The 21,781-nt window shown below is 69.0% G+C and carries 21 protein-coding genes; 6 read left to right on the forward strand and 15 right to left on the reverse strand.

The genetic code is table 11. From position 1 onward, the window contains the following. Positions 1–2: 2 nt before the first annotated feature. From AB0K05_RS41220 to AB0K05_RS41285, 14 genes are all read right to left on the reverse strand, one after another. Positions 3–746: an ABC transporter ATP-binding protein gene (locus AB0K05_RS41220; protein WP_364236820.1), complete on the reverse strand. Its 744-nt coding sequence runs from the start codon at positions 744–746 to the stop codon at positions 3–5. Then, positions 746–1,714 carry a branched-chain amino acid ABC transporter permease gene (locus tag AB0K05_RS41225; protein ID WP_364236822.1) on the reverse strand — a complete coding sequence of 323 codons (969 nt, stop codon included), beginning with the start codon at positions 1,712–1,714 and terminating at the stop codon, positions 746–748. The genes AB0K05_RS41220 and AB0K05_RS41225 overlap by 1 nt, the downstream gene beginning before the upstream one ends. Positions 1,715–1,716: 2 nt before the next feature. Further along, complete coding sequence (locus AB0K05_RS41230; RefSeq protein ID WP_364236825.1) at positions 1,717–2,601, reverse strand: branched-chain amino acid ABC transporter permease; 885 nt, start codon at positions 2,599–2,601, stop codon at positions 1,717–1,719. A 98-nt stretch (positions 2,602–2,699) separates the two neighbouring features. Next, positions 2,700–3,470: an IclR family transcriptional regulator gene (locus tag AB0K05_RS41235; RefSeq protein WP_364236827.1), complete on the reverse strand. Its 771-nt coding sequence runs from the start codon at positions 3,468–3,470 to the stop codon at positions 2,700–2,702. A 119-nt stretch (positions 3,471–3,589) separates the two neighbouring features. After that, positions 3,590–3,916, reverse strand: coding sequence for a ferredoxin (fdxA, locus tag AB0K05_RS41240; RefSeq protein WP_364236830.1), 327 nt, complete (start codon positions 3,914–3,916; stop codon positions 3,590–3,592). A 130-nt stretch (positions 3,917–4,046) separates the two neighbouring features. Next, positions 4,047–5,105, reverse strand: coding sequence for a 2-oxoacid:ferredoxin oxidoreductase subunit beta (locus tag AB0K05_RS41245; protein ID WP_364236953.1), 1,059 nt, complete (start codon positions 5,103–5,105; stop codon positions 4,047–4,049). Beyond that, positions 5,098–6,954: a 2-oxoacid:acceptor oxidoreductase subunit alpha gene (locus tag AB0K05_RS41250; protein ID WP_364236832.1), complete on the reverse strand. Its 1,857-nt coding sequence runs from the start codon at positions 6,952–6,954 to the stop codon at positions 5,098–5,100. The genes AB0K05_RS41245 and AB0K05_RS41250 overlap by 8 nt, the downstream gene beginning before the upstream one ends. Before the next feature lie 81 nt (positions 6,955–7,035). Continuing rightward, on the reverse strand, positions 7,036–7,638 hold the full coding sequence (locus tag AB0K05_RS41255; protein WP_364236834.1) for a thiamine pyrophosphate-dependent enzyme: 603 nt from the start codon (positions 7,636–7,638) through the stop codon (positions 7,036–7,038). Positions 7,639–7,648: 10 nt separating this feature from the next. Continuing rightward, a complete protein-coding gene (locus AB0K05_RS41260) occupies positions 7,649–8,185 on the reverse strand; it encodes a thiamine pyrophosphate-binding protein (RefSeq protein WP_364236837.1) in 537 nt (178 codons plus the stop codon). 39 nt (positions 8,186–8,224) lie between these two features. Then, a complete protein-coding gene (locus tag AB0K05_RS41265; RefSeq protein ID WP_364236839.1) occupies positions 8,225–9,367 on the reverse strand; it encodes an extracellular solute-binding protein in 1,143 nt (380 codons plus the stop codon). Positions 9,368–9,570: 203 nt separating this feature from the next. Continuing rightward, positions 9,571–10,824: a M20 family metallo-hydrolase gene (locus AB0K05_RS41270; protein ID WP_364236841.1), complete on the reverse strand. Its 1,254-nt coding sequence runs from the start codon at positions 10,822–10,824 to the stop codon at positions 9,571–9,573. Further along, a complete protein-coding gene (locus tag AB0K05_RS41275; RefSeq protein WP_364236843.1) occupies positions 10,817–11,638 on the reverse strand; it encodes an alpha/beta hydrolase in 822 nt (273 codons plus the stop codon). Before AB0K05_RS41275 ends, AB0K05_RS41270 begins: the two co-directional genes overlap by 8 nt. A gap of 19 nt (positions 11,639–11,657) precedes the next feature. Then, positions 11,658–12,683 carry an LLM class flavin-dependent oxidoreductase gene (locus tag AB0K05_RS41280; RefSeq protein ID WP_364236845.1) on the reverse strand — a complete coding sequence of 342 codons (1,026 nt, stop codon included), beginning with the start codon at positions 12,681–12,683 and terminating at the stop codon, positions 11,658–11,660. A gap of 19 nt (positions 12,684–12,702) precedes the next feature. Then, the gene (locus AB0K05_RS41285; RefSeq protein ID WP_364236847.1) at positions 12,703–14,013 is read right to left on the reverse strand and encodes a peptidase dimerization domain-containing protein; all 1,311 of its coding nucleotides are present in this window, start codon (positions 14,011–14,013) and stop codon (positions 12,703–12,705) included. Between the two features lie 398 nt (positions 14,014–14,411). On the opposite strand from AB0K05_RS41285, the gene AB0K05_RS41290 reads away from it, so the two are divergent. Genes AB0K05_RS41290 through dmpG form a run of 3 tightly spaced genes read left to right on the forward strand, consistent with a single transcriptional unit; the run spans position 14,412 to position 17,091 of the window. After that, positions 14,412–15,134: a fumarylacetoacetate hydrolase family protein gene (locus tag AB0K05_RS41290; RefSeq protein ID WP_364236849.1), complete on the forward strand. Its 723-nt coding sequence runs from the start codon at positions 14,412–14,414 to the stop codon at positions 15,132–15,134. Next, complete coding sequence (locus AB0K05_RS41295; protein ID WP_364236851.1) at positions 15,131–16,075, forward strand: acetaldehyde dehydrogenase (acetylating); 945 nt, start codon at positions 15,131–15,133, stop codon at positions 16,073–16,075. Before AB0K05_RS41290 ends, AB0K05_RS41295 begins: the two co-directional genes overlap by 4 nt. Beyond that, on the forward strand, positions 16,072–17,091 hold the full coding sequence (gene dmpG, locus AB0K05_RS41300) for a 4-hydroxy-2-oxovalerate aldolase (protein ID WP_364236854.1): 1,020 nt from the start codon (positions 16,072–16,074) through the stop codon (positions 17,089–17,091). Before AB0K05_RS41295 ends, dmpG begins: the two co-directional genes overlap by 4 nt. 436 nt (positions 17,092–17,527) lie before the next feature. On the opposite strand, the gene AB0K05_RS41305 is transcribed toward dmpG, so the two are convergent. Then, positions 17,528–18,562 carry a helix-turn-helix transcriptional regulator gene (locus AB0K05_RS41305; protein WP_364236857.1) on the reverse strand — a complete coding sequence of 345 codons (1,035 nt, stop codon included), beginning with the start codon at positions 18,560–18,562 and terminating at the stop codon, positions 17,528–17,530. A gap of 186 nt (positions 18,563–18,748) precedes the next feature. Between AB0K05_RS41305 and AB0K05_RS41310 the strand changes: the two genes are divergently transcribed. The 3 genes from AB0K05_RS41310 (at position 18,749) to AB0K05_RS41320 (ending at position 21,436) form a co-directional block, all read left to right on the forward strand. Further along, the gene (locus AB0K05_RS41310; protein ID WP_364236860.1) at positions 18,749–19,003 is read left to right on the forward strand and encodes a DNA-binding protein; all 255 of its coding nucleotides are present in this window, start codon (positions 18,749–18,751) and stop codon (positions 19,001–19,003) included. A gap of 319 nt (positions 19,004–19,322) precedes the next feature. Continuing rightward, on the forward strand, positions 19,323–19,886 hold the full coding sequence (locus tag AB0K05_RS41315; RefSeq protein ID WP_364236863.1) for a toprim domain-containing protein: 564 nt from the start codon (positions 19,323–19,325) through the stop codon (positions 19,884–19,886). Continuing rightward, positions 19,883–21,436 (forward strand): YfjI family protein, encoded by a 1,554-nt coding sequence (locus AB0K05_RS41320; protein WP_364236866.1) that lies wholly within the window; start codon positions 19,883–19,885, stop codon positions 21,434–21,436. Before AB0K05_RS41315 ends, AB0K05_RS41320 begins: the two co-directional genes overlap by 4 nt. Positions 21,437–21,781 lie beyond the last annotated feature (345 nt).

Consider the following 21,781-nt stretch of genomic DNA (forward strand, 5'->3'; position numbering starts at 1 on the left):
GCCTACTCCACTCCGAGGTAGATCTCGCGCACGTCGTCGCGCTGCCGGACTTCCTCCGCGTCTCCGGTGCACAGCAGCCGCCCGCGGTCCAGTACGGTGATCCGCGCGGCCAGCCGGAACACCATGCCGATGTCGTGTTCGGTGAGCAGGATGGTGATGCCTTCCCGGCGCCACAGCTCCTCGATCAGGTCGGCCGTGTGCTCCGTCTCCTCCGGGGACATGCCGGCCGTGGGCTCGTCGAGCAGGAGCAGCCGAGGGGACATGGCCAGGGCACCGGCGATCTCGAGTCGCTTCCGGTCGCCCTGGGAGAGTGAGCCGGCGATGACGTGCGCCTGATCGGCCATGTTCACCGACTCCAGGGCCTGCTCCGCCCGGGACCGCACGTCAGCGCCGATCGTCCGCCACATCCGGCGGCTCTGCCCCATCGCGATGAGCACCGCGACCTGGACGTTCTCCAGGGCGGTCATCTCGGTGAAGTTGCGGGTGACCTGGAAGGTGCGGCTGATCCCCCGGCGCGCCTTGGCGTGCGCCGAGAGCGGCGTGAGGTCCTCGCCGTCGAGGAAGATCTTCCCCTCGGTGGGGGCGTGCTCGCCGGCGATCGTCCCGAACAGGGTCGACTTACCGGCTCCGTTCGGCCCGATCACCGCCCGGAGCTCTCCCGGCTCCACGTGCAGGTCGACGCCGGACAGCGCCCAGTTCCCGCCGTAGCGCTTCTTCAGGCCCGAGACCACGAGACCCGCTGCCATCACCGCTTCCTCCATGTCTGCCGGGGAAGGACCAACGCGAGCCGCCGGGGGGCCTCGATCAGGCCGCGCGGCAGGATCAGCACGACCACCAGGAGCGCGATCCCCATGGTCAGGATGGACATGTCGGGGAAGTAGCTCTGCAGCTCGTGGCTGAGCAGCACGTACACGACCGCGCCGAGCGCCGGCCCCCAGAACGAGTTCAGCCCGCCGAGCACACACATGATGAGCGCGTTGCCGGAGACGACCCAGAAGAAGAACTCGGGGCTCACCGCCGACTGCGTGTAGGCGGCCAGGGATCCGGACAGCCCGCAGAAGGCGCCGGACAGGGTGAACGCGACCACCCGGAAGCGCCGTACGTCCACCCCCATGTGCACGACCCGTACGGGATCGTCACGCAGCGCTCGCAGGACCGCGCCGAACGGCGAGTGGACGATGACCCACATCAGCGCGATCGCGGCGAGGCAGATGCCGAGCAGCAGGTACCAGTACTCCACGCCGACGGTGCTGGGGAACCCGTTGGCGATGGCGCTCAGCCCGTTGTCGCCGCCGAACACCGAGAGCCGGCCCGACAGCATGTAGAAGCACTGGGCGACGGCGACGGTCACCATGAGCGTGCCCATCCCGGTCATCCGCATGGCCAGGCCGCCGACGAAGCCGCCGAGCAGCGCGCCGAGCGCGATGGCGGCGATCAGCGCGAGCCAGGCGTTCCAGCCTTCGAGCGCGAGCACCGCCGCGGCGTACCCGCCGACGCCGTAGAACGCGGCCTGCCCGAAGGTGTGGATGTTGGCGTGGCCGATCAGGAGGTTCGTGCCCAGGGCGAAGACCACCTGGATCACGATGAGCTCCCAGAGGAAGAGCCCGGCGCCGGAGGTGATCCAGGGCAGGATCAGGCCGGCGACGACGATCAGGGGGAACGGGGCCAGGCTGCGCAGGTGACGGACGCGCGAACCGCGCACTGTCTCGGCCATGGTCACGCGACTCCGATCTGGCGGCGGCCCATGAGTCCCTGCGGGCGGAGCAGCATGATCAGGGCCATCGCGATGTAGACGCTCACGTCCGCCACCTCCGGCGCGAAGCGGATCAGCACGGACTGCAGGATGCCGACGATCATGGAGGCGACGAAGGTGCCGCTGATGCTTCCCGAACCGCCGATCACGACCACCGCGAGGGCCTCGATCAGCAGGGTGATCGCCATGTTGGGGTTCAGCTCCATGAGCGGCGAGACCAGGCTGCCGGCCAGGCCGGCGAGGACGGCGCTCAGGACGAGCATGACGAAGTAGACCCGGCGGACGTGGATGCCGAGCATCGCGGCCATGTCGCGATCGACCGCCGCGGCCGTGACCTTCCGTCCCAGGCTGGTCCGGTGGATCAGGAGGGAGACTCCGGCCGCGACGGCGGTGGCGATCCCGATGAGGCAGAGGTTGTAGACCGACAGGTTCACCCCGCCGAGGGTGATGCTGCTGTTGAACGCGCTCGACCGCATCGAGGAGCGGCCTATCTGACCGTAGGCCAGGATCACGATGCCCTGGATGATGAACAGGACCGCGAAGGTGCCCAGGAAGGGGTAGAGTCCCGGCCGGTCGTACAGCCGGCGGATCACGGAGATCTCCGTCGCGGCTCCGCAGAGCCCGGTGAGCAGGCAGGCGGCCAGCACCGCCACGACGATCTGCGGCACGCTGAGCGGCCGGTCGCCGAAGACCGACACCGCGAAGTACGCGCCCAGCATGAAGAACGCGCCGTTGGCGATGTTGAGGATCCGCATGACGCCGATCTGCAGCGACAGCCCGATCGCCACCAGGAACAGCACGGCGCCGAGGCCGAGGCCGTTCACTATCGGCAGGAGGAACGATTCCACTGACTCACCGACTTCGAGGGGTTGAGTACCGATGAAGGGGGTGCCGCACACCGTGGCGGCAGGGGGTCACCGTGGCTCTGGGCCCCGGAGCGGCGTCATCAGGAAGCCACGTCGGCGGGACGGCGGACGAATTCGCGGGCGATCGCGGACGCGGCCCGGGCCAGCGGGGCGCGGAAGTCCGCGAGCTTGTCCCGGTAGGCGTTCGCCGGCCCCACGACCGACAGCGCGGCGATGGCCGTTCCCTCGGCGTCCCTGATGGCGGTGGCCAGGCAGCAGACGCCCATCTTGCGCTCCTCGATGTCGAACGAGAAGCCGGTCCGGCGGATCTCCGCCAGGGACTCGGAGAGCGAGTCCCAGGTCCGGTGGGTGTACGGGGTGAAGGCACGGCCGGTCTGCTCGAAGATCGCCCGGGCCTCCTCCTCCGGCATCGCCGCCAGCAGCGCCTTGCCCAGGCCGGTCGCGTGCAGCGGCCCCCGCCTGCCGATGCCCGTGGGCAGCCCGTCGACGGTCCGGTGGGCCTTCATCAGGTACAGGAGGCTGTTACGGTCGCGTACCGCCAGGTGGACGACCAGTCCGGTCATCTCCCGGAGCAGCAGCAGGTGCCTGGTCGCGACGTCGTTCAGCCGCTTGACCTGGGGCGCCCAGGAGCCCAGCTCGAACATCTGCATCGCCATGCTGTACCGGCCGTCGGGCGTCGCCTCCAGCATGCCGGCGTGCCTGAGCGTCACCAGCATCCGGTGCGCCGTGGTGCGCGGCATGTTCAGCTGTGCCGCGCACTCGGACGGGGTCAGATAGGGCTGATCGCGGAACAGTTCGAGGATTTCGAAAGCCTTGAGTACCGCGTTGGAGGGCTGCGTCATCATGCTCATGGGGGCGTGCACTTCCGATCCTGCGATCAGCAGACCGATGCTGACGGGGGTCCATCCACTAGGGGGAGGGGATGGTGACCGCCCACGATAGCAATCTCGGACATTTCGACCAGCGGGGCCTATTGCGGACTGTCCGAGGGCTTCAGGGCGGCCACCAGAGGGTGGTCGTAGGAGATCTTTCCGACCTGGGCGGCGCCCCCGGGCGAACCCAGCTCGCCGAAGAACGCGGAATTGATCTCGGTGAACTGCTGCCATTCCTCGGGCAGGTCGTCGTCGTAGTGGATCGCCTCGACCGGGCAGACCGGTTCGCATGCGCCGCAGTCGACGCACTCGTCCGGGTGGATGTACATCATCCGGGCGCCCTCGTAGATGCAGTCGACCGGGCATTCGTTCACGCATGCCTTGTCCAGCACGTCCACGCAGGGCGCCGCGACGACGTATGTCATCTGTTTCTCCTCATCAGGAACCCATGTCACAAATCTTTTCCACCATGCGGAACCCGTGGTCCCTAGTCTGCGGGTGGAACGGCGCCGCGTCTCGCGCCGTCCCACGATCCGGAACCGGTCCGGGCGTCCGTCAGGGGACCTGCCAGGTGGCGTTGCCGGCAAGCAGCTCGGCCAGGTCACCGGAACCGTCCTCGGCAGCCCTGGCCATCTGCTCCCGCACCAGCCGGTCGTAGGAGGGCCGCCGGACGCTGCGGAAGACCCCGATGGGGGTGCCGATGAGGGTGTCCGGGTCGGCCAGCCTGGAGAGCTCGAAGGCCGTCACCGGGTTCGGCAGGTGGGCGTCGTGGACGACGAGCGCCTCCTCGCCCACCTCGGCAACGTCGGCGATCACGAGCCGGCCGCCGGAGTCGCGGACGACCCCGCGGTCCCCGTTCGCGCCGAAGCGGATCGGCTCCCCGTGCACGAGCCGGATCAGGGCGTCGTCGCGGGTGTCGCCGTTCTTGAGCACCTCGAAGGCGTTGTCGTTGAAGATGTTGCAGTTCTGGTAGATCTCCACGAGCGCCGTGCCCTCGTGCTCGGCGGCGGCCCTCAGGACGTCCGTCAGATGCTTGCGGTCGGAGTCGATCGTCCTGGCCACGAACGTCGCCTCGGCGCCCAGCGCCAGGGAGACGGGGTTGAACGGATGGTCCAGCGATCCCACCGGCGTCGACTTGGTGATCTTCCCGATCTCCGACGTGGGCGAGTACTGGCCCTTCGTCAGCCCGTAGATCTGGTTGTTGAAAAGCAGGATCTTGAGATTGACATTCCTGCGGAGCGCGTGGATGAGATGGTTGCCGCCGATCGACAGCGAATCGCCGTCACCGGTGACGACCCAGACGGAGAGGTCCGGACGCGATACCGAAAGGCCCGTGGCGATCGCGGGCGCGCGGCCGTGGATCGAATGCATTCCGTACGTGTTCATGTAGTACGGGAATCGGCTGGAGCACCCGATCCCGGAAATGAACACGATATTCTCGGGGGCCACCCCCAGCTCGGGAAGAAAGGACTGGACGCCGGCCAGAATCGCGTAGTCGCCGCACCCGGGGCACCACCGGACTTCCTGATCGGTCTTGAAGTCCTTCGCCCGCAACTTCGCATCGGTCTTCGGCACCAAGGACAACGCCGGACCCGCGATGACCGTCTCAGACATCATTGATCACCTCCGTGAGGACGCCCTCGAGCTCTTCGGCCTTGAAGGGCAGACCACGAACCTGGTTGTAGGACCGCACCCGGGCGGAGAACCTGCTCCGCAGCAGCAGGGCGAGCTGCCCCAGGTTCATCTCGGGGACCAGCACCTTCTCGTAGCCGTTCAGCACCACCCCGAGGTTGGCCGGGAAGGGGTTGAGATGCCGCAGATGGGCCTGCGCCACGGCGAGCCCACGACGCCGTACCCGCCGTACCGCCGCGCCGATCGGCCCGTACGTCGACCCCCACCCGAGCACGAGGACCTTCGCCTCGCCCGAGGGGTCGTCCACCTCGAGATCCGGTACGGCGATGCCGTCGATCTTGGCCTGCCGCAGGCGCACCATCTTGTCGTGGTTAGCGGAGTCGTACGAGATGGCTCCGCTTCCGTCGGCCTTCTCCAGCCCGCCGATGCGGTGTTCGAGGCCGGATGTCCCGGGGACGGCCCAGGGCCGGGCGAGCGTCTCGGGGTCCCGCTTGTACGGCCAGAACACCTCGCGGCCGTCCTTCTCCTCGTGGTTCGGACCGGTCGCGAACTCCACCGACAGGTCCGGCAGGTCGTCGATCTCCGGCAGCCGCCACGGCTCCGCGCCGTTGGCCAGGTAGCCGTCGGAGAGCACGACGACCGGGGTCCGGTAGCGGGTGGCGATCGCCGCCGCCTCCAGCGCGGCGGCGAAGCAGTCGGACGGCGACCGGGGGGCGATGACCGGGAGCGGCGCCTCGCCGTTGCGCCCGAACATCACCTGCAGCAGGTCCGACTGCTCGGTCTTGGTGGGGAGGCCGGTCGATGGGCCGCCGCGCTGGATGTCGACGACGATCAACGGCAGCTCCAGGGCCACCGCCAGGCCCATGGTCTCCGACTTCAGCGCGACGCCCGGGCCCGACGTCGTGGTGATGCCGAGCGCGCCGCCGTACGCCGCGCCGAGCGCGGCGCCGATCCCCGCTATCTCGTCCTCGGCCTGGAACGTCGTGACGCCGAATTTCTTGTGCCTGCTCAGCTCGTGCAGGATGTCGCTGGCCGGGGTGATCGGGTACGACCCGAGGAAGACGGGCAGCCCCGTCTGGCGGCCCGCGGCCACCAACCCGTACGCCATGGCCAGGTTGCCGGTGATGTTCCGGTACGTCCCGGACGGCATCGCGGCCGGCTTGACCTCGTACTGGACGGCGAAGTCCTCGGTGGTCTCACCGAAGGACCAGCCCGCCTCGAACGCGGCGAGGTTCGCGGCCAGGATCGTCGGCTTCCTACCGAACTTCTCCCGCAGGAACTCCCGCGTGCTCTCGGTCGGACGGCTGTAGAGCCAGCTCAGCAACCCAAGCGCGAACATGTTCTTGGCCCGCTCGGCGTCCTTCTTGCCCAGCTCGAACGGCTTGAGAGCCTGCAGGGTGAGCGAGGTGATGGGCAGCGCCCGCACCGTGTACCGCTCCAGGGAGCCGTCCTCGATCGGGTTGCTCCGGTAGCCGACCCTGTCCAGGTTGCGCCTGGTGAACTCGTCGGTGTTCACGATCAGGTCGGCTCCCCGCGGCAAATTCGGCACGTTGGCCTTCAGCGCCGCCGGGTTCATCGCCACCAGGACGTCGGGCGCGTCTCCGGGCGTCATGATGTCGTGGTCCGCGAAGTGCAGCTGGAACGCGGAGACCCCCGGGAGCGTGCCGGCCGGAGCACGGATCTCGGCGGGGAAGTCCGGCAGCGTGGAGAGGTCGTTGCCGAACAGCGCCGTCGAACTCGTGAACCGGTCTCCGGTCAGCTGCATGCCGTCACCCGAGTCTCCGGCGATCCGGATGATGACACGATCAAGTGAAACGAGGGGCTTCCCCATTCCAGTGACTCCTTCACAGTCTCAACGGGTCTCCGGCACGGCGCTCTCTGGAACGTTCCAGCGCCGTGCCGGGAGGGTGGGTCAGACCGCCCAGATCGTCGGGACCAGACCCCGGTCCTCGAGATCGCGGCGGAATCCGAGGGTCGCCTCGACGATGTCGAAAGGCAGTGCCGGAGACTTCGAGCTGGTCCGGACGTCCTCCGGATCGAGCTCGGCCACAATGAAGCTGGGCCCGCCGCAGGTCCGCGCGAGCTTGAGGTTCTCGTCGAGGTCGGCGTCGTTGGCCACCGCGACCGCGTGCTCGATGCCGAGTCCCTTGGCTGCCGCGACCAGGTCCACCTTGCCCGCCCCGGTCGCGGTCGGCACCGAACCGGTGGAGGCGTAGCTCCGGTTGTTCATCACCAGGATGGTGAGGTTCGGCGGCGAGTAACGGGCGATGGTGGCCAGCGTGCTCATGCCCGCGAGCATCGAGCCGTCGCCCTCGATGGCGTAGACGTGCTCGGTGGGGAGCGACATCGCCAGGCCGAGACAGACGCTCGAGGGGTAGCTGAGCTCCATGTTGTAGAGCGTGGCCTTGCGGTGGTCCACACCGTAAAGCATGCGGCCGCCGAAGCTCGGCCCGGTCACCGCGGGGCTGTCGCCCCGGTGCCGTGCGAACGTCCTGAGGACATCGATGCGCTGCAACGTCGCTCCTTTACTGGTGAAGGGTGTGCCGCGGGAGCAGGACGGCGATCGGCCGCCGGTCCCCCTGGACGGTGAGCTGCGCCTCGCGGATCAGCAGGGGAAGCTCCTCCTTACGCATCGCGACCACGTAGGGGATGTTGAGACCCTGGAGGAACGGCTCGGTGGTCCGCCTGGTCGCGGAGGTGTAGTCGTGGCGCTCTCCGAGCACCGTGTTGTGGCTGGCCAGGATGAGCAGCGGGGTCCGCTGCACCACGGCCCGCGCCAGGATCAGGCCCGAGAGTCCCAGGCCCGATCCCTCGCACAGGAGCACCGGCCACTTACCACCGAGGAAGGCCCCGATGCACGCACCGACTCCCTCGTCCTCCCGGGTGACCCCCACCGTGGTGATCTCGGGTGTGGCCTCCACCGCCCTGATCACCGGATGCAGGATCGTGTCGGGCAGGTAGGCCGCGAACGTGATCCCGGCCTCCACGAGAGCGGCGCGGACACTCTCGACCGCGTCCATGTCATGCCGGTACTCGACCCGGCTCGGGCCTGCGGTCTGCATGTGACCTCCTCGGTTGGTATGTGCTGTCTGGGCGTTCGGTCAGCTGCCGCCGCCGATGAGCGACACGATCTTCTCGGTGACCTTGAGCTGCTCGTTCAGGTAGAACTCGCTGTCCATGTCGGTGAAGTACTCGACGCCCTCCTTGGGCACGACGTACTCTGGCAGGCTGCTGACGTCGAGGTCGGCCCGCGTGCTGGCTTCGAGCATGGTGTCCTGGTAGACCTGCTGCCCAGCCGGGCTGGCGAACCAGTTGATGAAGACCTGCGCGGCAGCGGGGTGCGGCGACTTCTTCGCCTGGTTGATCGCCCCGAACCCGGTGGTGACGTAGCCGGGCCACGGCTCAGGCGCGATGACCTGGAGGTTGATGCCCTCCTTGCGGAACTGCTCCAGCGAGGACTGGGTCAGCGCCAGGCCGATCGGCTGGGTTCCCCGTGCCACCGCCTGGGCGAGCTGCTGTGGGTCGCGGTAGAAGGTCGGCTTGGTGTCCACCCAGATCTTCTTGACCAGGTCCTCGCCGTGGCCCTTCATCATCGCCACGGCCACGCCCTGGCCGGGGCTGGGGCTCACGGTGGGGTCGTAGGCGGCGATCTTCCCCTGGTACTTCGGGTCAAGCAGATCGTCCCAGGTCTTGATCTCGGCCGGGTCGACGATGTCGGCGTTGACCGTCACGAACCCGAAGACGTAGGCGGAGCCCTGGAAGATGTACTTCTCCTCAGGGTCGAACCAGAGCTTCTTGCCGCCGCGCCAGGCAGGCCCGTCCTGGGTCGACGGCAGGATCATCTGCGGCTTGAGCGGCTCCAGCAGCTCCTCCTTGTAGAGGCTGCGCAGCTGGGTGCCCTTGCCGATGATGACGTCGATCGAGGGCGATCCGGCCCGCGCCTCGGTGTCGAAGCGGGCGGAGTTGGCGCTGCCCGGACCTCCGACGTAGTTCACCTTGATGCCCGTGTCGGCCTCGAACGCCTTGGACAGCGGACCCTCCAGGGCGGGAGACCCGGCGAGGGTCACCTCCCCCTCGGCCCGCGCCTTCTCAAGGAGGGCCTCCCACTCGGGGCCGCCATCCTTCTGCCAGTCCGTCGCGGCGGCGGACGCCTCGGGGGTGTCCGCGCTGCCCGCGCCGGCGGCGTCGCCTGATCCGCAGGCCGAGGTCAGCCCCAGCACGCCAGCCAGCAGGGCGGCTGTCAACGGCGTTGACCATTTCCTTGATCGCATACGGGGTTCCTTCTCTTTCGTGGGGGGTACCGCATCGCGGCGAGCTGAGGCCGTTTCAATGCGTTGACCGGCGGTGTCCTGAAACGGCCCGCTACGTTGACCGAAACCGTCGCAGCACCGGTCCGCACGGTCAACGACGGGTTCCGCGATCCGGGATGCTGCGGGTTCGGCGGGCGTCAGAGGGTGCTGTCGAGCCTGACCAGCGTCTCCGCCAGGACCTGGACGCCCGTGGCTATGTCCTCGACGTCGGTCCACTCCTCCTCGACGTGGCTGCGGCCGTCGCGCGAGGGCACGAAGATCATCCCGACGGGGGCGAGCTCCGCCATCATCACCGCGTCATGGCCCGCGCCGCTCGGCATCCGCCGATGGCTCAGCCCGAGGTCCTCGACGACCTGCTCGATGGCCTCCACGAGCTCGGGAGCGCAGACGACCGGCTCCTCACCCATCAGCCACTCGATCGCGACCTCCATGCCGCGCCTGGCGGCGATCGCCTGGAGCTTCTCGTTCACGAGGGCGCGGTTGGCCCTCAGCCATTGGGCGTCCGGACTGCGGAACTCCGACAGCAGCTCCGCCCGGGAGGGGACGACGTTCGAGGCGCCAGGCTCCACGGTGACCCGCCCGGTGGTGGAGACCTGGTCCCCGGAGACGGAGGCCTCCACCGCCAGGATCGCCTCGGCCGCCGCGCAGGCGGCGTCCCGCCGCATGTGCATCGGGGTCGTCCCGGCGTGGTCGCCGCGCCCGTTGAAGACGGCCGTCATGCGATGGATGCCCGCGATGCCGGTCACCACGCCCACCGCGGTCCCGGTGGCCTCCAGCACCGGGCCCTGCTCGACGTGGAGCTCGACGAAGCGTGCCACCTCGGCCGGCGTCCAGGCCAGCTGGAGCGCCGTGGCGGGGTCTCCGCCGGCGTCGCGCAGCGCGTCCGCGAGCGTCCGGCCCGTCGGGTCCCGGAGTTCGAGGTGCTCGGCCGACAGGTTGCCGCTCAGCGCGCGGCTCCCGACGCAGCTGATCCCGAAGTCGTTGGCCTCCTCACCCGCGAAGTCCACGACCTTAAGGGAGTGCCGCAGCCGGACCCCCGCCTCTCCGAGCAGCCGCACCGCCTCGATGGCACCCAGCACGCCGACGATCCCGTCGAAGCGGCCGCCGCCCCGGACGGTGTCGGTGTGCGACCCGGTGACCAGCGCGGGCAGCGACGGGTCGGTTCCGGGCAGGACGCCCACCACGTTGCACGCCGCGTCCACCTCGGCGTCCAGCCCGGCGGCGGTCATCGTCGCGGCCAGCCACTGGCGGGAGCGCCGGAACGGGTCGCTGAACACCTGCCGGGTCCAGCCGGGCGCGTCCTTGTCGCGGAACTCGGACAGGTCGTTGATGTCATGCCAGAGCCGTTCCTGGATCGGTGTGAACCCGGCCAAGGGCGTCGTCTCAGCCATGGAAGAACCCCTTCACCACTCGGTTGAACTCGTCCCGGTGCTCGATCTGCGCCCAGTGCCCGCACCGGCCGAAGACGTGCATGCGGGCGTCGGGGATGCGGCGCAGCATCATGAGCCCCACGTCGAGCGCCCCGGCCCGGTCGTCCTGTCCCCAGATGATCAGCGTCGGGCAGGTGATCTCGTGCAGCCGGCCCTCGAGGTTCTCCGTCGGGGGCAGCCCGCCGCCCATGGCCATCACCTCGGGGTCGAGGCTGGCCTGGTAGCGGGACTCGACCAGCTCGTCGGTGATGAGGCCGGCGTCGTACACCATCGTCGTCATCAGCGTGCGCATCTTCTCCGGCGACGGCCCGTCACCGCGGTAGTAGTCGCGGATCATGGCCACCGCCTGCGCAGGCATCGGCGTCATCGCGCTCTGCATCCCCGGCATGCTGCCGATCAGCGCCAGCCTGCGGACCAGGGCCGGGTTGTCGATCGCGAGCTTGAGCCCCACCTGGCCGCCCCGGGAGTTGCCGAGGACGTCGACCGACTCGATCCCGAGCTGGTCCATCAGGACGCTGAGCAGCCGGGCGACGTTGGTGAGCGCGGGAGACTCGATCATCACCTTCTCGGAGCGTCCGAAGCCGGGCATGTCGACGAGCAGCAGTCGGCGGTTCTCGGACAGGGCCGCCACGTTTTCCCGGAAGTTGCTCCAGGTGTCGGCGCCGGGCCCGCCCCCGTGCAGCAGCAGCATCGGGGCGCCCTCCCCGACATCGTGGTAGTGGAGACGGATGCCGTCGACGACGGCGTAGTGACTCTCGGGAATCGTTGGTTCCATGGAAACTCCTTGCGTAGAGCTAGCTGCCGGGGTTCGCGTTCGCCGCGGCCCTCAGCCGCGGGATGACGACGTCGCCGAGCACGTCGAGGGTCTCGAGGGTGTCCTCGACCGGCATGCCGACGGGCGCGATGCGGAACTGCACGTCCGTGACGCCCACTCGGGCGTACTCCTGTACGGATCGCACGGCGGTCTCGGCGTCGCCGATGATGGATCGCTGGCCGAGCGCCGCCGCGACGTCGGTCTCGCCCGGCGGGATCGGTGTGCCGCGGTCGTCCAGGGAGCCCACCGCCGCGTAGGCGGCGACGATGCCTCCGGCGTAGCGGGCGCCTGCCTCGCGGGCGCACTCGCCGTCCCTCTTGAGCACCGTGAGCCGGTTGACCGCGACGCGGGCCGGTCCACCCTCCCGGCGTGCGAGCTCGGCCCGGTACTCGCCGGCGAGCCGGCGGATCCGCTCGAAGGAGTACGCCGACGAGGCGTACCATCCCTGGCCGAATCTGACCGCGCGTTCGAGGGACGCCCGGACCCCGCCGCCGATGAGGAGCGGCGGCACCCGGCCCCGGTGAGCGAGCGGGAAGATGCCGCCCTGCACGGACACGTGCTTCCCCTCGTACCCGTCCCCGCCGCGCAGCAGGGTGAGCAGGGCCTCCAGGCGCTCATCGAAGACCTCGCCGGGGCCGGCCGGCTGGCCGAACCGGGAGGCCAGGAACCCCGGCCCGAGCCCGATCCCCACCGTCAGCCGTCCCTCCGACAGGGAGTCGAGCAGCGCGACGTCGTAGGCGAGCCGCAGGGTGTCGTACGCGCGAAGCAGGACCACCCCGCTGCCCAGCCCGAGCGAGGTCTCCCCCGACAGCGCCGCCAGCACCATCAGGGCGGAGGGCCCGTGGAACGCCGTGGCCGCGCCGGGGCCCTGCGCGTAGTTCTCGCCGACCCAGACCGAGTCGAGTCCGTACTTTTCGGCCTTTTTCAGCACCGGCCGGATCTGCCGCAGGTGCTCGCCGAGAGGCAGCGCCGCCGGCCCCAGGTCTAGTGCGATGCCGAATTGCATATGTTCCTTCTCCGACCGTTCAAGAGGCTGCCTGGTCTCCGCCGAGCGTGACGGCGACCAGAATCCGGGCCAGGCGGACGATGTTCGTCACACCGCACACGTTCATGGCGCGGGCGAAGTCGTCGGCCACGCCGGACTGCTCCCCGGCCCTGGGCATGCCGATCCGGGCCGTGGGCACTCCCCAGGCCCGCAGGATGTTGGCGTCCGTGGCGCCGCTGGTCCGCCGGATGGGCTCATGTGACCGCCCGGAGACGAGCTCCCAGGCCGCGATCGAGCGGCGGATGATGTCCTCACCGGGGTCGGTGCGGGAGCCGGGGATGGACAGCACCCGTTCCACGCCGAGCCCGAACCCGCGCTCGGCCAGCTCCCGCCCGACCGCCTCCAGGCCCGTGCGCAGCTGCCGCTCGGCGGCGGCGGAGCTCACTCCCGGGCTGGTACGGAGGTCCAGGTAGATGTGGCACTCCGCGGGGACGAACGCCGGCTTGTGCGGCCATCCCGCCCGGATCGCGGTGACGGCTCCCTGCGGGCGGACCAGGCCCCGCTCGTTCCGCTCGGCGTAGGAGTCGAACCACCCCTCCAGGGCGTCGATCACCGGCTGCGCGGCCAGGATCGGGTTGCGGTGCAGCCCGGTGCCGCGCAGGCCCGCGTAGCTCAGGCGACCCCGTACCGAGATCTTGAACCAGGTGAGGCCCGGCTCCTCCCAGGCCACAGCGTCGCCGGACTTGGCGATGATCGCCGCGTCCGGAAGCCCGCCCTGCTCCAGCAGGTAGCCGCAACCGGCGCCGTGGCCGATCCGGCGGGTGGGCGGCGGTTCCGGGGCGTCGCCGGCGTTGGTGGGCATGCCGCCCCCGCCCAGGCCGATCCGGAGCGTGCCGGGGAGGGAGACGCCGGACCGCCGGATCGCGATCCCCGCCGCCAGCACCGCCGCGGCGTGGCCCTTCGGGTTGTTGGCGCCCAGCCCGATCACGTAGCCGTCCCGGACCTGGGCTCGCGGGGTGATCTCCCCGGACTCCTCGGCGCCCGCCCACGGCTGGTCGTCCGCGGGGTCGCCGCTCAGATGGGTGTCGATCGGCGAGTACAGCAGCAGTTCGGGTCCCGGCCTGCCCGTGCTGATCCGGCCCACCGCGTTCGCCAGGTCGCCCTGGACGTGCTGCACCTCCGCCTCGATGCCCTCGGCCCGCAGGCGGGAGGCCGCCCAGGTGGCCAGCTCCCGTTCGGCGCCGGGAGGGCTGGGGATGCCGGTCATCCCGACGGCCAGCTCCTCGGCCAGCGCATCGGTGATGTGCCTCCAGGCCTCGGCTGTCCGTGATTCGAAATCCGGGCGCGTCATTCGCCGCTCCTCTCTGGGCAGGACGGGACGGTGGCGCGGCTCGGGCGCGCGAGGTCGGTGTCGGGGCCGATACGCCGGCCGGCTTAGCACGCCGGGACGGCTCGGGCACCCCACAGTGTTCTGTCCGCCGCCGCCTGGTCAAAGCCCCATCCCAGGATCCGGGACCGGTCAGTTCGAGCGCCGAAGTGGCTCGTCCCGCGTCACGGGACGGCAATTGGAGACCTCTACGGCCAGGGCCCATAGTCGGTGAAGAAAGCGTTCAGCCAGACGATCGAAGGTAGCCGATGCTCGAGAGCGACCGTACCGCCATGCCTGCGCGAGGTGATGACGACGCCAACGTCCGAGCGGCCGCGAACCGGCTCGAACAGGCGGCGTCGTCGATTACACCATGCCGTCCGGTGCGCGACCTCCTCGGTGACGACGACATCTCCATCGCGTACCGCGTACAGGACCTGATCACGAAGGCGAGGACCGCGTCGGGCGCCCGCGTGATCGGGCGCAAGATCGGTCTCACCTCCCCCGCCGTGCAGGAGCAGCTCGGGGTCGACCAGCCCGACTTCGGCACGCTGTTCGCCGACATGAACTGCGAAGAGGGCGAGCCCGTGCCGATGGATCGGCTGCTGCAGCCGCGGATCGAGGCCGAGGTGGCCTTCGTGCTCGGCGCCGACCTCTGCGCCGGTGACCTCGGCCTGCCGCAGGTCCGCGACGCCGTCGAGTACGCCGTCGCCGCCCTGGAGATCGTAGACAGCCGGGTCGCGGGCTGGGATATCTCGATTATCGACACGATCGCGGACAACGCCTCCAGTGGCCTGTTCGTGCTCGGTTCGCGGCGCGTCCGTCTCGACACGTTCGAGCCCGCGGACGTGACCATGACGCTCGCGGAGGACGGCGTCGTCGTTTCCGAGGGCGTGGGACGCGCCTGCCTGGGTGACCCCCTGCTCGCCCTGTCCTGGCTGGCCCGGACCACGCGCGCCCTCGGCGAACCGTTGCGGGCCGGCGAGCTGGTGCTCTCCGGGGCGCTGGGCCCCATGGTGACGGTCAGGCCCGGCACGGTGATCGAGGCCGACATCTCCACCCTGGGCAAGGTGTCGGCGAAGTTTCCTGAAAGAGGTAAATCATGACAACGAAGGTCGCCGTGATCGGCTCAGGGAACATCGGGACCGACCTCATGATCAAAATCCTCCGCCGCTCGAAGACCATGGAAGTCGCTGCCATGGTGGGCATCGACCCCGAGTCCGACGGCCTGGCACGGGCGAAACGGCTCAAGATCCCCACGACCGCCGAAGGGGTCGCCGGTCTGGTGCGGATGCCGGAGTTCGGTGAGATCGACATCGTCTTCGACGCCACCTCGGCCCGGGCGCACGTGGCCAACGCCGCCGCCCTGCGGCCCCACGGCAAGCGGCTCATCGATCTGACCCCGGCGGCCATCGGGCCGTTCATCGTCCCGCCGGTCAACCTCGACCAGCACCTCGACGCCGAGAACATGAACATGGTGACGTGCGGCGGCCAGGCCACGATCCCGGTCGTCGCGGCGGTCTCCCGCGTCACGGAGGTCTTCTACGCGGAGATCATCGCCTCGATCGCCTCGAAGTCTGCCGGTCCCGGCACCCGGGCCAACATCGACGAGTTCACCGAGACCACTGCCCGCGCCATCGAGACAGTCGGCGGTGCCCGCCGCGGCAAGGCCATCATCGTCCTCAACCCCGCCGAGCCGCCGCTCATCATGCGCGACACCGTGCTCTGCCTGACCGGCGACGCCGACCACGCCGCGATCACCGCCTCGGTGGAGCGGATGGTCGAGGAGGTCGCCCAGTACGTGCCCGGCTACCGGCTCAAGCAGCGCGTGCAGTTCACCCGAATCCGAGAGGACGAGCCGATCCATACCCTGCTCCCCTCGGGGGCGGCCGAGACCCCGACCACGAAGGTCTCCGTCTTCCTCGAGGTCGAAGGCGCCGCGGACTACCTGCCCGCCTACGCCGGCAACCTCGACATCATGACGTCCGCGGCGGTCCGCGTGGCTGAACGCCTGGCCGCCCTGGCGACTCCGGAGGTCGTCCAGTGACTGGTACGAAGCTCTACATCCAAGACGTGACCCTCCGCGACGGGATGCACGCCCTGAGGCACCGCATCGGCCTGGACCGGGTGGCGGAGATCGTCACCGCCCTGGACGCCGCCGGGGTCACCGCCATCGAGGTCGCCCACGGTGACGGCCTGGAGGGCGGCAGCCTCAACTACGGCCCCGGCAGCCACCTGGACTGGGAGTGGATCGAGACCGCCGCCGCGCACGTCCGGCACTCGACGCTCACCACCCTGCTCCTGCCAGGCATCGGGACGATCGCGGCGCTGAAGCAGGCGCACTCGCTGGGCGTGAGATCGGTGCGGATCGCCACCCACTGCACCGAGGCCGACGTCTCGGCCCAGCACATCGAGACGGCCCGCGACCTGGGCATGGACGTCGCCGGCTTCCTGATGATGAGCCATCAGGCGCCTGCGGCCGAACTGGCCCGGCAGGCCAAGCTCATGGAGTCCTACGGTGCCCACTGCGTCTACATCACCGACTCCGGCGGTCACCTGACCATGAACGCGACCAGGGAACGGATGCAGGCCTACCGGGACGTGCTGGAGCCGGAGACGGAGATCGGCATCCACGCGCACCAGAACCTCTCGCTGGCCGTGGCCAACTCGGTGGTCGCCGTCGAGTCCGGAGCGACCCGCGTGGATGCCTCCCTCGCCGGCCACGGGGCCGGGGCCGGGAACTGCCCGATCGAGGCGTTCATCGCGGTCGCCACGTTGAATGGGTGGTCGCACGGCTGCGACATGTTCAAGCTGCAGGACGCCGCCGACGACCTGGTCAGGCCGCTCTGGTCCCGCCCCGTCCAGGTCGACCGGGACACCCTCACGCTCGGCTACGCCGGCGTGTACTCGAGCTTCCTGAGGCACGCCGAGCTCGTCTCGGAGGAGTACGGGGTGGACGTCCGCAGCCTCCTGCTCGAAGCGGGCAGGCGGGGGCTGGTCGGCGGCCAGGAAGACATGATCGTCGACATCGCGCTCGACCTCGCGGAGGCGACCGCGCCTTAGGGCCTGTAGGAGTTGAGATTTCGGGGTTTCGCTGCGCTACGTCTGGTGTTCCTGTAGGCCTTGGCTGTGGCGCGTGGGGACCTCACCGATGAGGAATAGTCCTTGATCGAGCGTCACCTGCCGCTGGGTGAGCAAGGCCCGCTCCTGGATCTGCGACAGCAGTTCAACGGGTGATGAGGCGGTTTCGTACCGGCAGCCCCTGGCGGGATGTGCCCCGCCAGGTAGGGACCCTGGCCCACCGTCTACGACCGGTTCCGGTTGTGGGCGGCAGCGGGCGTGTTCGAGCAGCTGATGCAGGAGATGATCGCCGAGGCCGCAGCTCGCGGGCAGGCGGACCTGGACCTGGTGAGCGTGGACTCCAACTTCGGGCAGAGCGCCTCACGGCCGTTCTCCCGGTATTTGCAGCGTTTGGATCCGTTGCCCGTCAACGAATGGCTCACCTCATTCCGGTATCGCGGTGCATGCCTGCGATCTTTCTCGCTTCCTGGTAGTCCTTGATGCTCACCTCCAGTTCGGAGGCCAGGTCTTCCGGCGGCTGCCGGGCTTGGCTGCCCCGATGGTGCAGGACTATCCGGGCCGCCAGGCTCTCCAGATACTCAAGGCGATCTTCCGATTCCCTGGCGCCGATCTGTCGTAGCCTGCGGTCGATCTCCCCCACCACGGCGTCGGTGGGGTGGGCAGTCCCGCGGTCGTAGGCGTCGATGACGCCGATGGCGGTCTCCTGCATCCCGGCGCGTACCAGTGTCTCGGCGGCGTGGTAGATGAGGTCGGGCACCACGCGTACGGGAGTGCTCGGGATCTTGGTGGCGAACAGGTCGCGCAGGCGGACAAGGTCGGCCACGACGCTGTGGCGTCGCCGGGACTCTTGTGCGGGCGGGGTCAGGTCGCGTCCGTCGCCCATGGCTTGCAGGATCCGGTGCAGCGTTTCGTATCCGGCGGTCGCCTCGCGCCAGGAGTCGGCGTCCTGCCAGAAGGCGATCGCCTGCTCGGCCGTGTCCGGGTCGACTCTTCGCTGCGCCAGGAAGCCTTCGTAGGCGGTCCGGCTGTCTTCTTGGGCCAGGCGGTGACGCAGCCGGGCCCAGGCCAGGAGGAAGTGGGCGTGCTGCTCTGTGGCGTTGCGGCCTTCGTGGGTGACCGTTCGGCTCAGGTCGTGCAGGTCCCGGCCTTCGGCGTCGTCCATGGGGAGCGGGAGTTCTTCCAGGGCGATGCCGAACACTCGGGCCAGAGCGATGGCCTCGTCCACGCTGATCGCGCGGCGGCTGCCGTCGGGCTTGGGGTTGACGATCTTGGAGATGGCGGACTGGTGGGTGGGGCATCCGGCGTTGGTGAGCTCCTGGGCCATGCGTTCCTGCGACCAGCCGCGGCGGCGCATCTCCCAGGCGATCCGCAGAGCGACGTTCTCCTCGCTGAGGCTGCGAGTGCCCGTCTGATTGGTCTGGTCTGGGTCAGATCGTCTTTCGGCTGCCGACACGCGTCACTCCTTGACATCGCCCGAGCTTCATCCTGAAGGGATGGAAGATTACCAACGATCGGGTTGATCAGCCAGCATTGATCATGCCATCCTGATCGCGAGCGTCAAACCATCCCATTCGCGATGAACCGCTCGGCGCTGTCCAACATGGTCCGGGCGGATCCCCCATCAGAAAGGCGCGTCCTCATGGCCGAGGCATTGACTACCGCGGAACTGCTCGCTCTGCCCGTCACCGTCGACATCGTGACCGCCGCACGAGCATTCGGCATCGGCCGGACCAAAGCGCACGAACTCGCCCGCAAGGGCGAGTTCCCCTGCCCCGTCCTCCGGGTCGGCCACACCTACCGCGTCGGCCGCGCCGCCCTCCTTCGCTGCCTCGATATCGACGACCCCGCACTCTCGCCCGCGCCGCCCGCTCAGGCAACCGACCTCGCCTCCTGAGCGAGGTCGCCCTATGAACTCCCCGTACGCACGGATCTTGCAGGCGCTCTACGACAGGACCGGCTACGCCCCCCGCGGCTCGCGCACTCAGAAGAGCACAGTCTGTCCCGCCCATGACGATCGACAGCCGTCGTTATCCGTCGGCGTCACCAGCGACGGCATCGTCATGATCACCTGTCATGGAGGGCCGAAATGCCCCACCGAGGACGTCATGCAGGCGCTCGATCTGCCCATGTCCGCCCTCTGGCCCGAGCAGTTACGAAACCCACACTCCCCCAGGCGCTCTGGTGATCGCTGGATGCCCTGCGGTCACCACCGAGTGACCGAGTACCTCTACCGGGACGAACAGGGCACCGTCCTCTACGGCGTCGCCCGGTGCAGCAGGAAAGGCAACGGCTGCCAGGGTTTCCGCCAGTGGCGACCCGACCCGGCCAAGCGCTCCGGCCGGCGCTGGAGCCTGTACGGCGAGGACGGCAGCATGGCCGTGCGCCTGGTGCCCTACCGCCTGCCCGACGTCATCACCGCCGTCCGCCAAGCCCGGGTCGTGATGATCACAGAAGGCGAGAAGGACGTCGAAGCCCTCCGCGCGCATCCGGGTATCACCGCGACCTGCAACGCCATGGGAGCCGGAAAGTGGCGACCGGACTTCGCCCGCTACTTCCACGGCGCCGACGTCTCCATCGTCGCCGACCGTGACCAGGCCGGCCGCGACCACGCCCAGACGATCGTGCACAACCTCATGCCCGTGGCCCGCTCCATCTACGTCCTGCAGGCCCGGCACGGCAAGGACACCTCCGACCACCTCTGCGCCGGTGGCACCATCGGCGACTTCATCGAGGTCTGGGCACCCAAGCCCTACACCCTCCACGGAATCGGCGGGTGACCGCCGGAAGCGGGCCGACCTGGGCCCCGGACATCACGAAACCAGGCGAGAAGCCGCCAGCCGAGGCGGAAGATGCCTGGGACGAGGTCGTCCCTCTCGGCTCACGGCTCGTACCTCCCGCGTTCCCTCTCGACTGCCTGCCGTCGTGGCTGGAAGACATCGTCAAGGCAGTGGCCGAAGAGACCCAGACCGCCCCCGACATCGCCGCGACCTTCGCCCTGGGTGGCCTGTCCACCGCGGCCAGCGGCAAAGCCGTGGTCCGGGTACGCGGCGGCTGGCACGAACCGCTCAACCTCTTCCTCGCCGCGGTCGCCCCGCCCGCCACCCGCAAGTCGGCCGTCTTCCGGGCCATGACCGCGCCGCTCTACCAGGCCGAGGAGCAACTCGTCATCGCCTGCCGAGCCAAGGCACGACAGGCCGAACTGCTCCGGTCGCAGTTGCAAGAGGCCGACAAGCAAGCCAGAACCAAAGCGGTACGCAGCGGCTCGGCCAGCGACCTGGCCGAGGCCGAGTCCACCGCTCTGGCTCTCGAAGAAGCGGTCGTCCCGCCCGAGCTCCAGCTGATCGCCAAGAACGTCACTCCCGAGGAGTGCTCCACCATCCTGTCCGAGCAGGGCGGCCGGCTGGCCATCTTGTCGGCCGAGGGCGACCTGTTCGACATCGTGTGCGGCCGTTACAGCAACGGGGTGCCCGCGCTGACCCCGTTCCTCGAAGCTCACGCCGGCGACGTGCTCAAGGTGAACCGTCGCGGCCGGGCCGAGTACGTGCGCTCCCCCGCCCTGACCATCGCCGTGTGCATCCAACCCACCGTACTCACCTTCATCGCCCAAAAGCCCCGTCTGCGCGGCCAGGGCCTGCTGGCCCGGTTCCTGTACACGCTGCCGAAGGACACGGTCGGCTACCGCAAGAGCGAACCCGACCTCGTACCCGAGCAGGTACGGCACGCCTACGAGCGAAATATGACGCACCTGGTAATCAGCCTCGCCGAGTGGGAGCGGCCCCAGATCCTCGACTTGTCCCCAGCTGCCGCCAAGCTCGTCACCGAGTTCCAGGACGAGATCGAGCCCAAGCTCCGGGCAGGCGTCGGCGAGCTCGACAGCCTGCGCGACTGGGCGGGCAAGCTCGTCGGCGCCGCCGTCCGCATCGCGGGCCTGCTGCACCTGGCCGAGCATCTCCATGACGGCTTCCGTAAGCCCATTGTCGAAGAGATCATGCGGCAGGCCATCGAGATCGCCCGCTATTACATCGCCCACGCCGCGGCCTGTTTCGGCGCGATGGCGGAAGATCGGCACACCGAACTCGCCCGGGATGCCGTGACTTGGATGACCAAGAACGAGAACATCAGGACGGCCCGGCAGTTCAGCCGGCGCGATCTGCACCGCGGCATGCAGACGAAGCTCAAGGACGCCTCGACTGTCACCGCCGTGCTGTCGCTGCTGGACGCGCACGGCTACATCCGGGCCCTTCCGGAAGCGGCTCGCGGGTCGCGAGGTGGGCGCAGACCTTCCCCGAAGTACGTCGTCCATCCCGCGCTCTTCGCCCAGCCGTGACAGAACGGCCACGACCTAAACGACCTATGGAAACAGCCGAGACAAATGGTCCGACAGAACGGTGACGAAATCACCGGCAGCGACAGAACGCCTTCCAGCGCGTCGTATACACCTTCAAGCTCATGCACGAGTGCGATTCTGTCATTCACCCAGACCATTCGTCAGCGTTGCGTCACTACAAAGCCAAGTGCCGACGAGCCTGGTCACATCCGGTGGGCGGTTTTCTGTCACTTCTGTCATCGCCTCAAAGTCTTTAGTGACAAGATGTGAAAATTATCAAGAGTTGAGTTCGAACCGTCCTTAGCATCTGGTTGCCACCCTCAGCCTCGACTTAAGACGCCCCCA

It is taken from the genome of Nonomuraea sp. NPDC049486 (genome assembly GCF_040676925.1).
In the GTDB taxonomy this organism is placed as follows: domain Bacteria; phylum Actinomycetota; class Actinomycetes; order Streptosporangiales; family Streptosporangiaceae; genus Nonomuraea; species Nonomuraea ferruginea.

What these genes read in the sequence shown, in the direction of transcription:
- AB0K05_RS41220 (WP_364236820.1), bottom strand. Translation starts at nt 746, where the DNA reads ATGGCAGCGGGTCTCGTGGTCTCGGGCCTGAAGAAGCGCTACGGCGGG.
- AB0K05_RS41225 (WP_364236822.1), bottom strand. Translation starts at nt 1,714, where the DNA reads ATGGCCGAGACAGTGCGCGGTTCGCGCGTCCGTCACCTGCGCAGCCTG.
- AB0K05_RS41235 (WP_364236827.1), bottom strand. Translation starts at nt 3,470, where the DNA reads ATGAGCATGATGACGCAGCCCTCCAACGCGGTACTCAAGGCTTTCGAA.
- fdxA (WP_364236830.1), bottom strand. Translation starts at nt 3,916, where the DNA reads ATGACATACGTCGTCGCGGCGCCCTGCGTGGACGTGCTGGACAAGGCA.
- AB0K05_RS41245 (WP_364236953.1), bottom strand. Translation starts at nt 5,105, where the DNA reads ATGTCTGAGACGGTCATCGCGGGTCCGGCGTTGTCCTTGGTGCCGAAG.
- AB0K05_RS41250 (WP_364236832.1), bottom strand. Translation starts at nt 6,954, where the DNA reads ATGGGGAAGCCCCTCGTTTCACTTGATCGTGTCATCATCCGGATCGCC.
- AB0K05_RS41260 (WP_364236837.1), bottom strand. Translation starts at nt 8,185, where the DNA reads ATGCAGACCGCAGGCCCGAGCCGGGTCGAGTACCGGCATGACATGGAC.
- AB0K05_RS41270 (WP_364236841.1), bottom strand. Translation starts at nt 10,824, where the DNA reads ATGGCTGAGACGACGCCCTTGGCCGGGTTCACACCGATCCAGGAACGG.
- AB0K05_RS41275 (WP_364236843.1), bottom strand. Translation starts at nt 11,638, where the DNA reads ATGGAACCAACGATTCCCGAGAGTCACTACGCCGTCGTCGACGGCATC.
- AB0K05_RS41280 (WP_364236845.1), bottom strand. Translation starts at nt 12,683, where the DNA reads ATGCAATTCGGCATCGCACTAGACCTGGGGCCGGCGGCGCTGCCTCTC.
- AB0K05_RS41285 (WP_364236847.1), bottom strand. Translation starts at nt 14,013, where the DNA reads ATGACGCGCCCGGATTTCGAATCACGGACAGCCGAGGCCTGGAGGCAC.
- AB0K05_RS41295 (WP_364236851.1), top strand. Translation starts at nt 15,131, where the DNA reads ATGACAACGAAGGTCGCCGTGATCGGCTCAGGGAACATCGGGACCGAC.
- AB0K05_RS41310 (WP_364236860.1), top strand. Translation starts at nt 18,749, where the DNA reads ATGGCCGAGGCATTGACTACCGCGGAACTGCTCGCTCTGCCCGTCACC.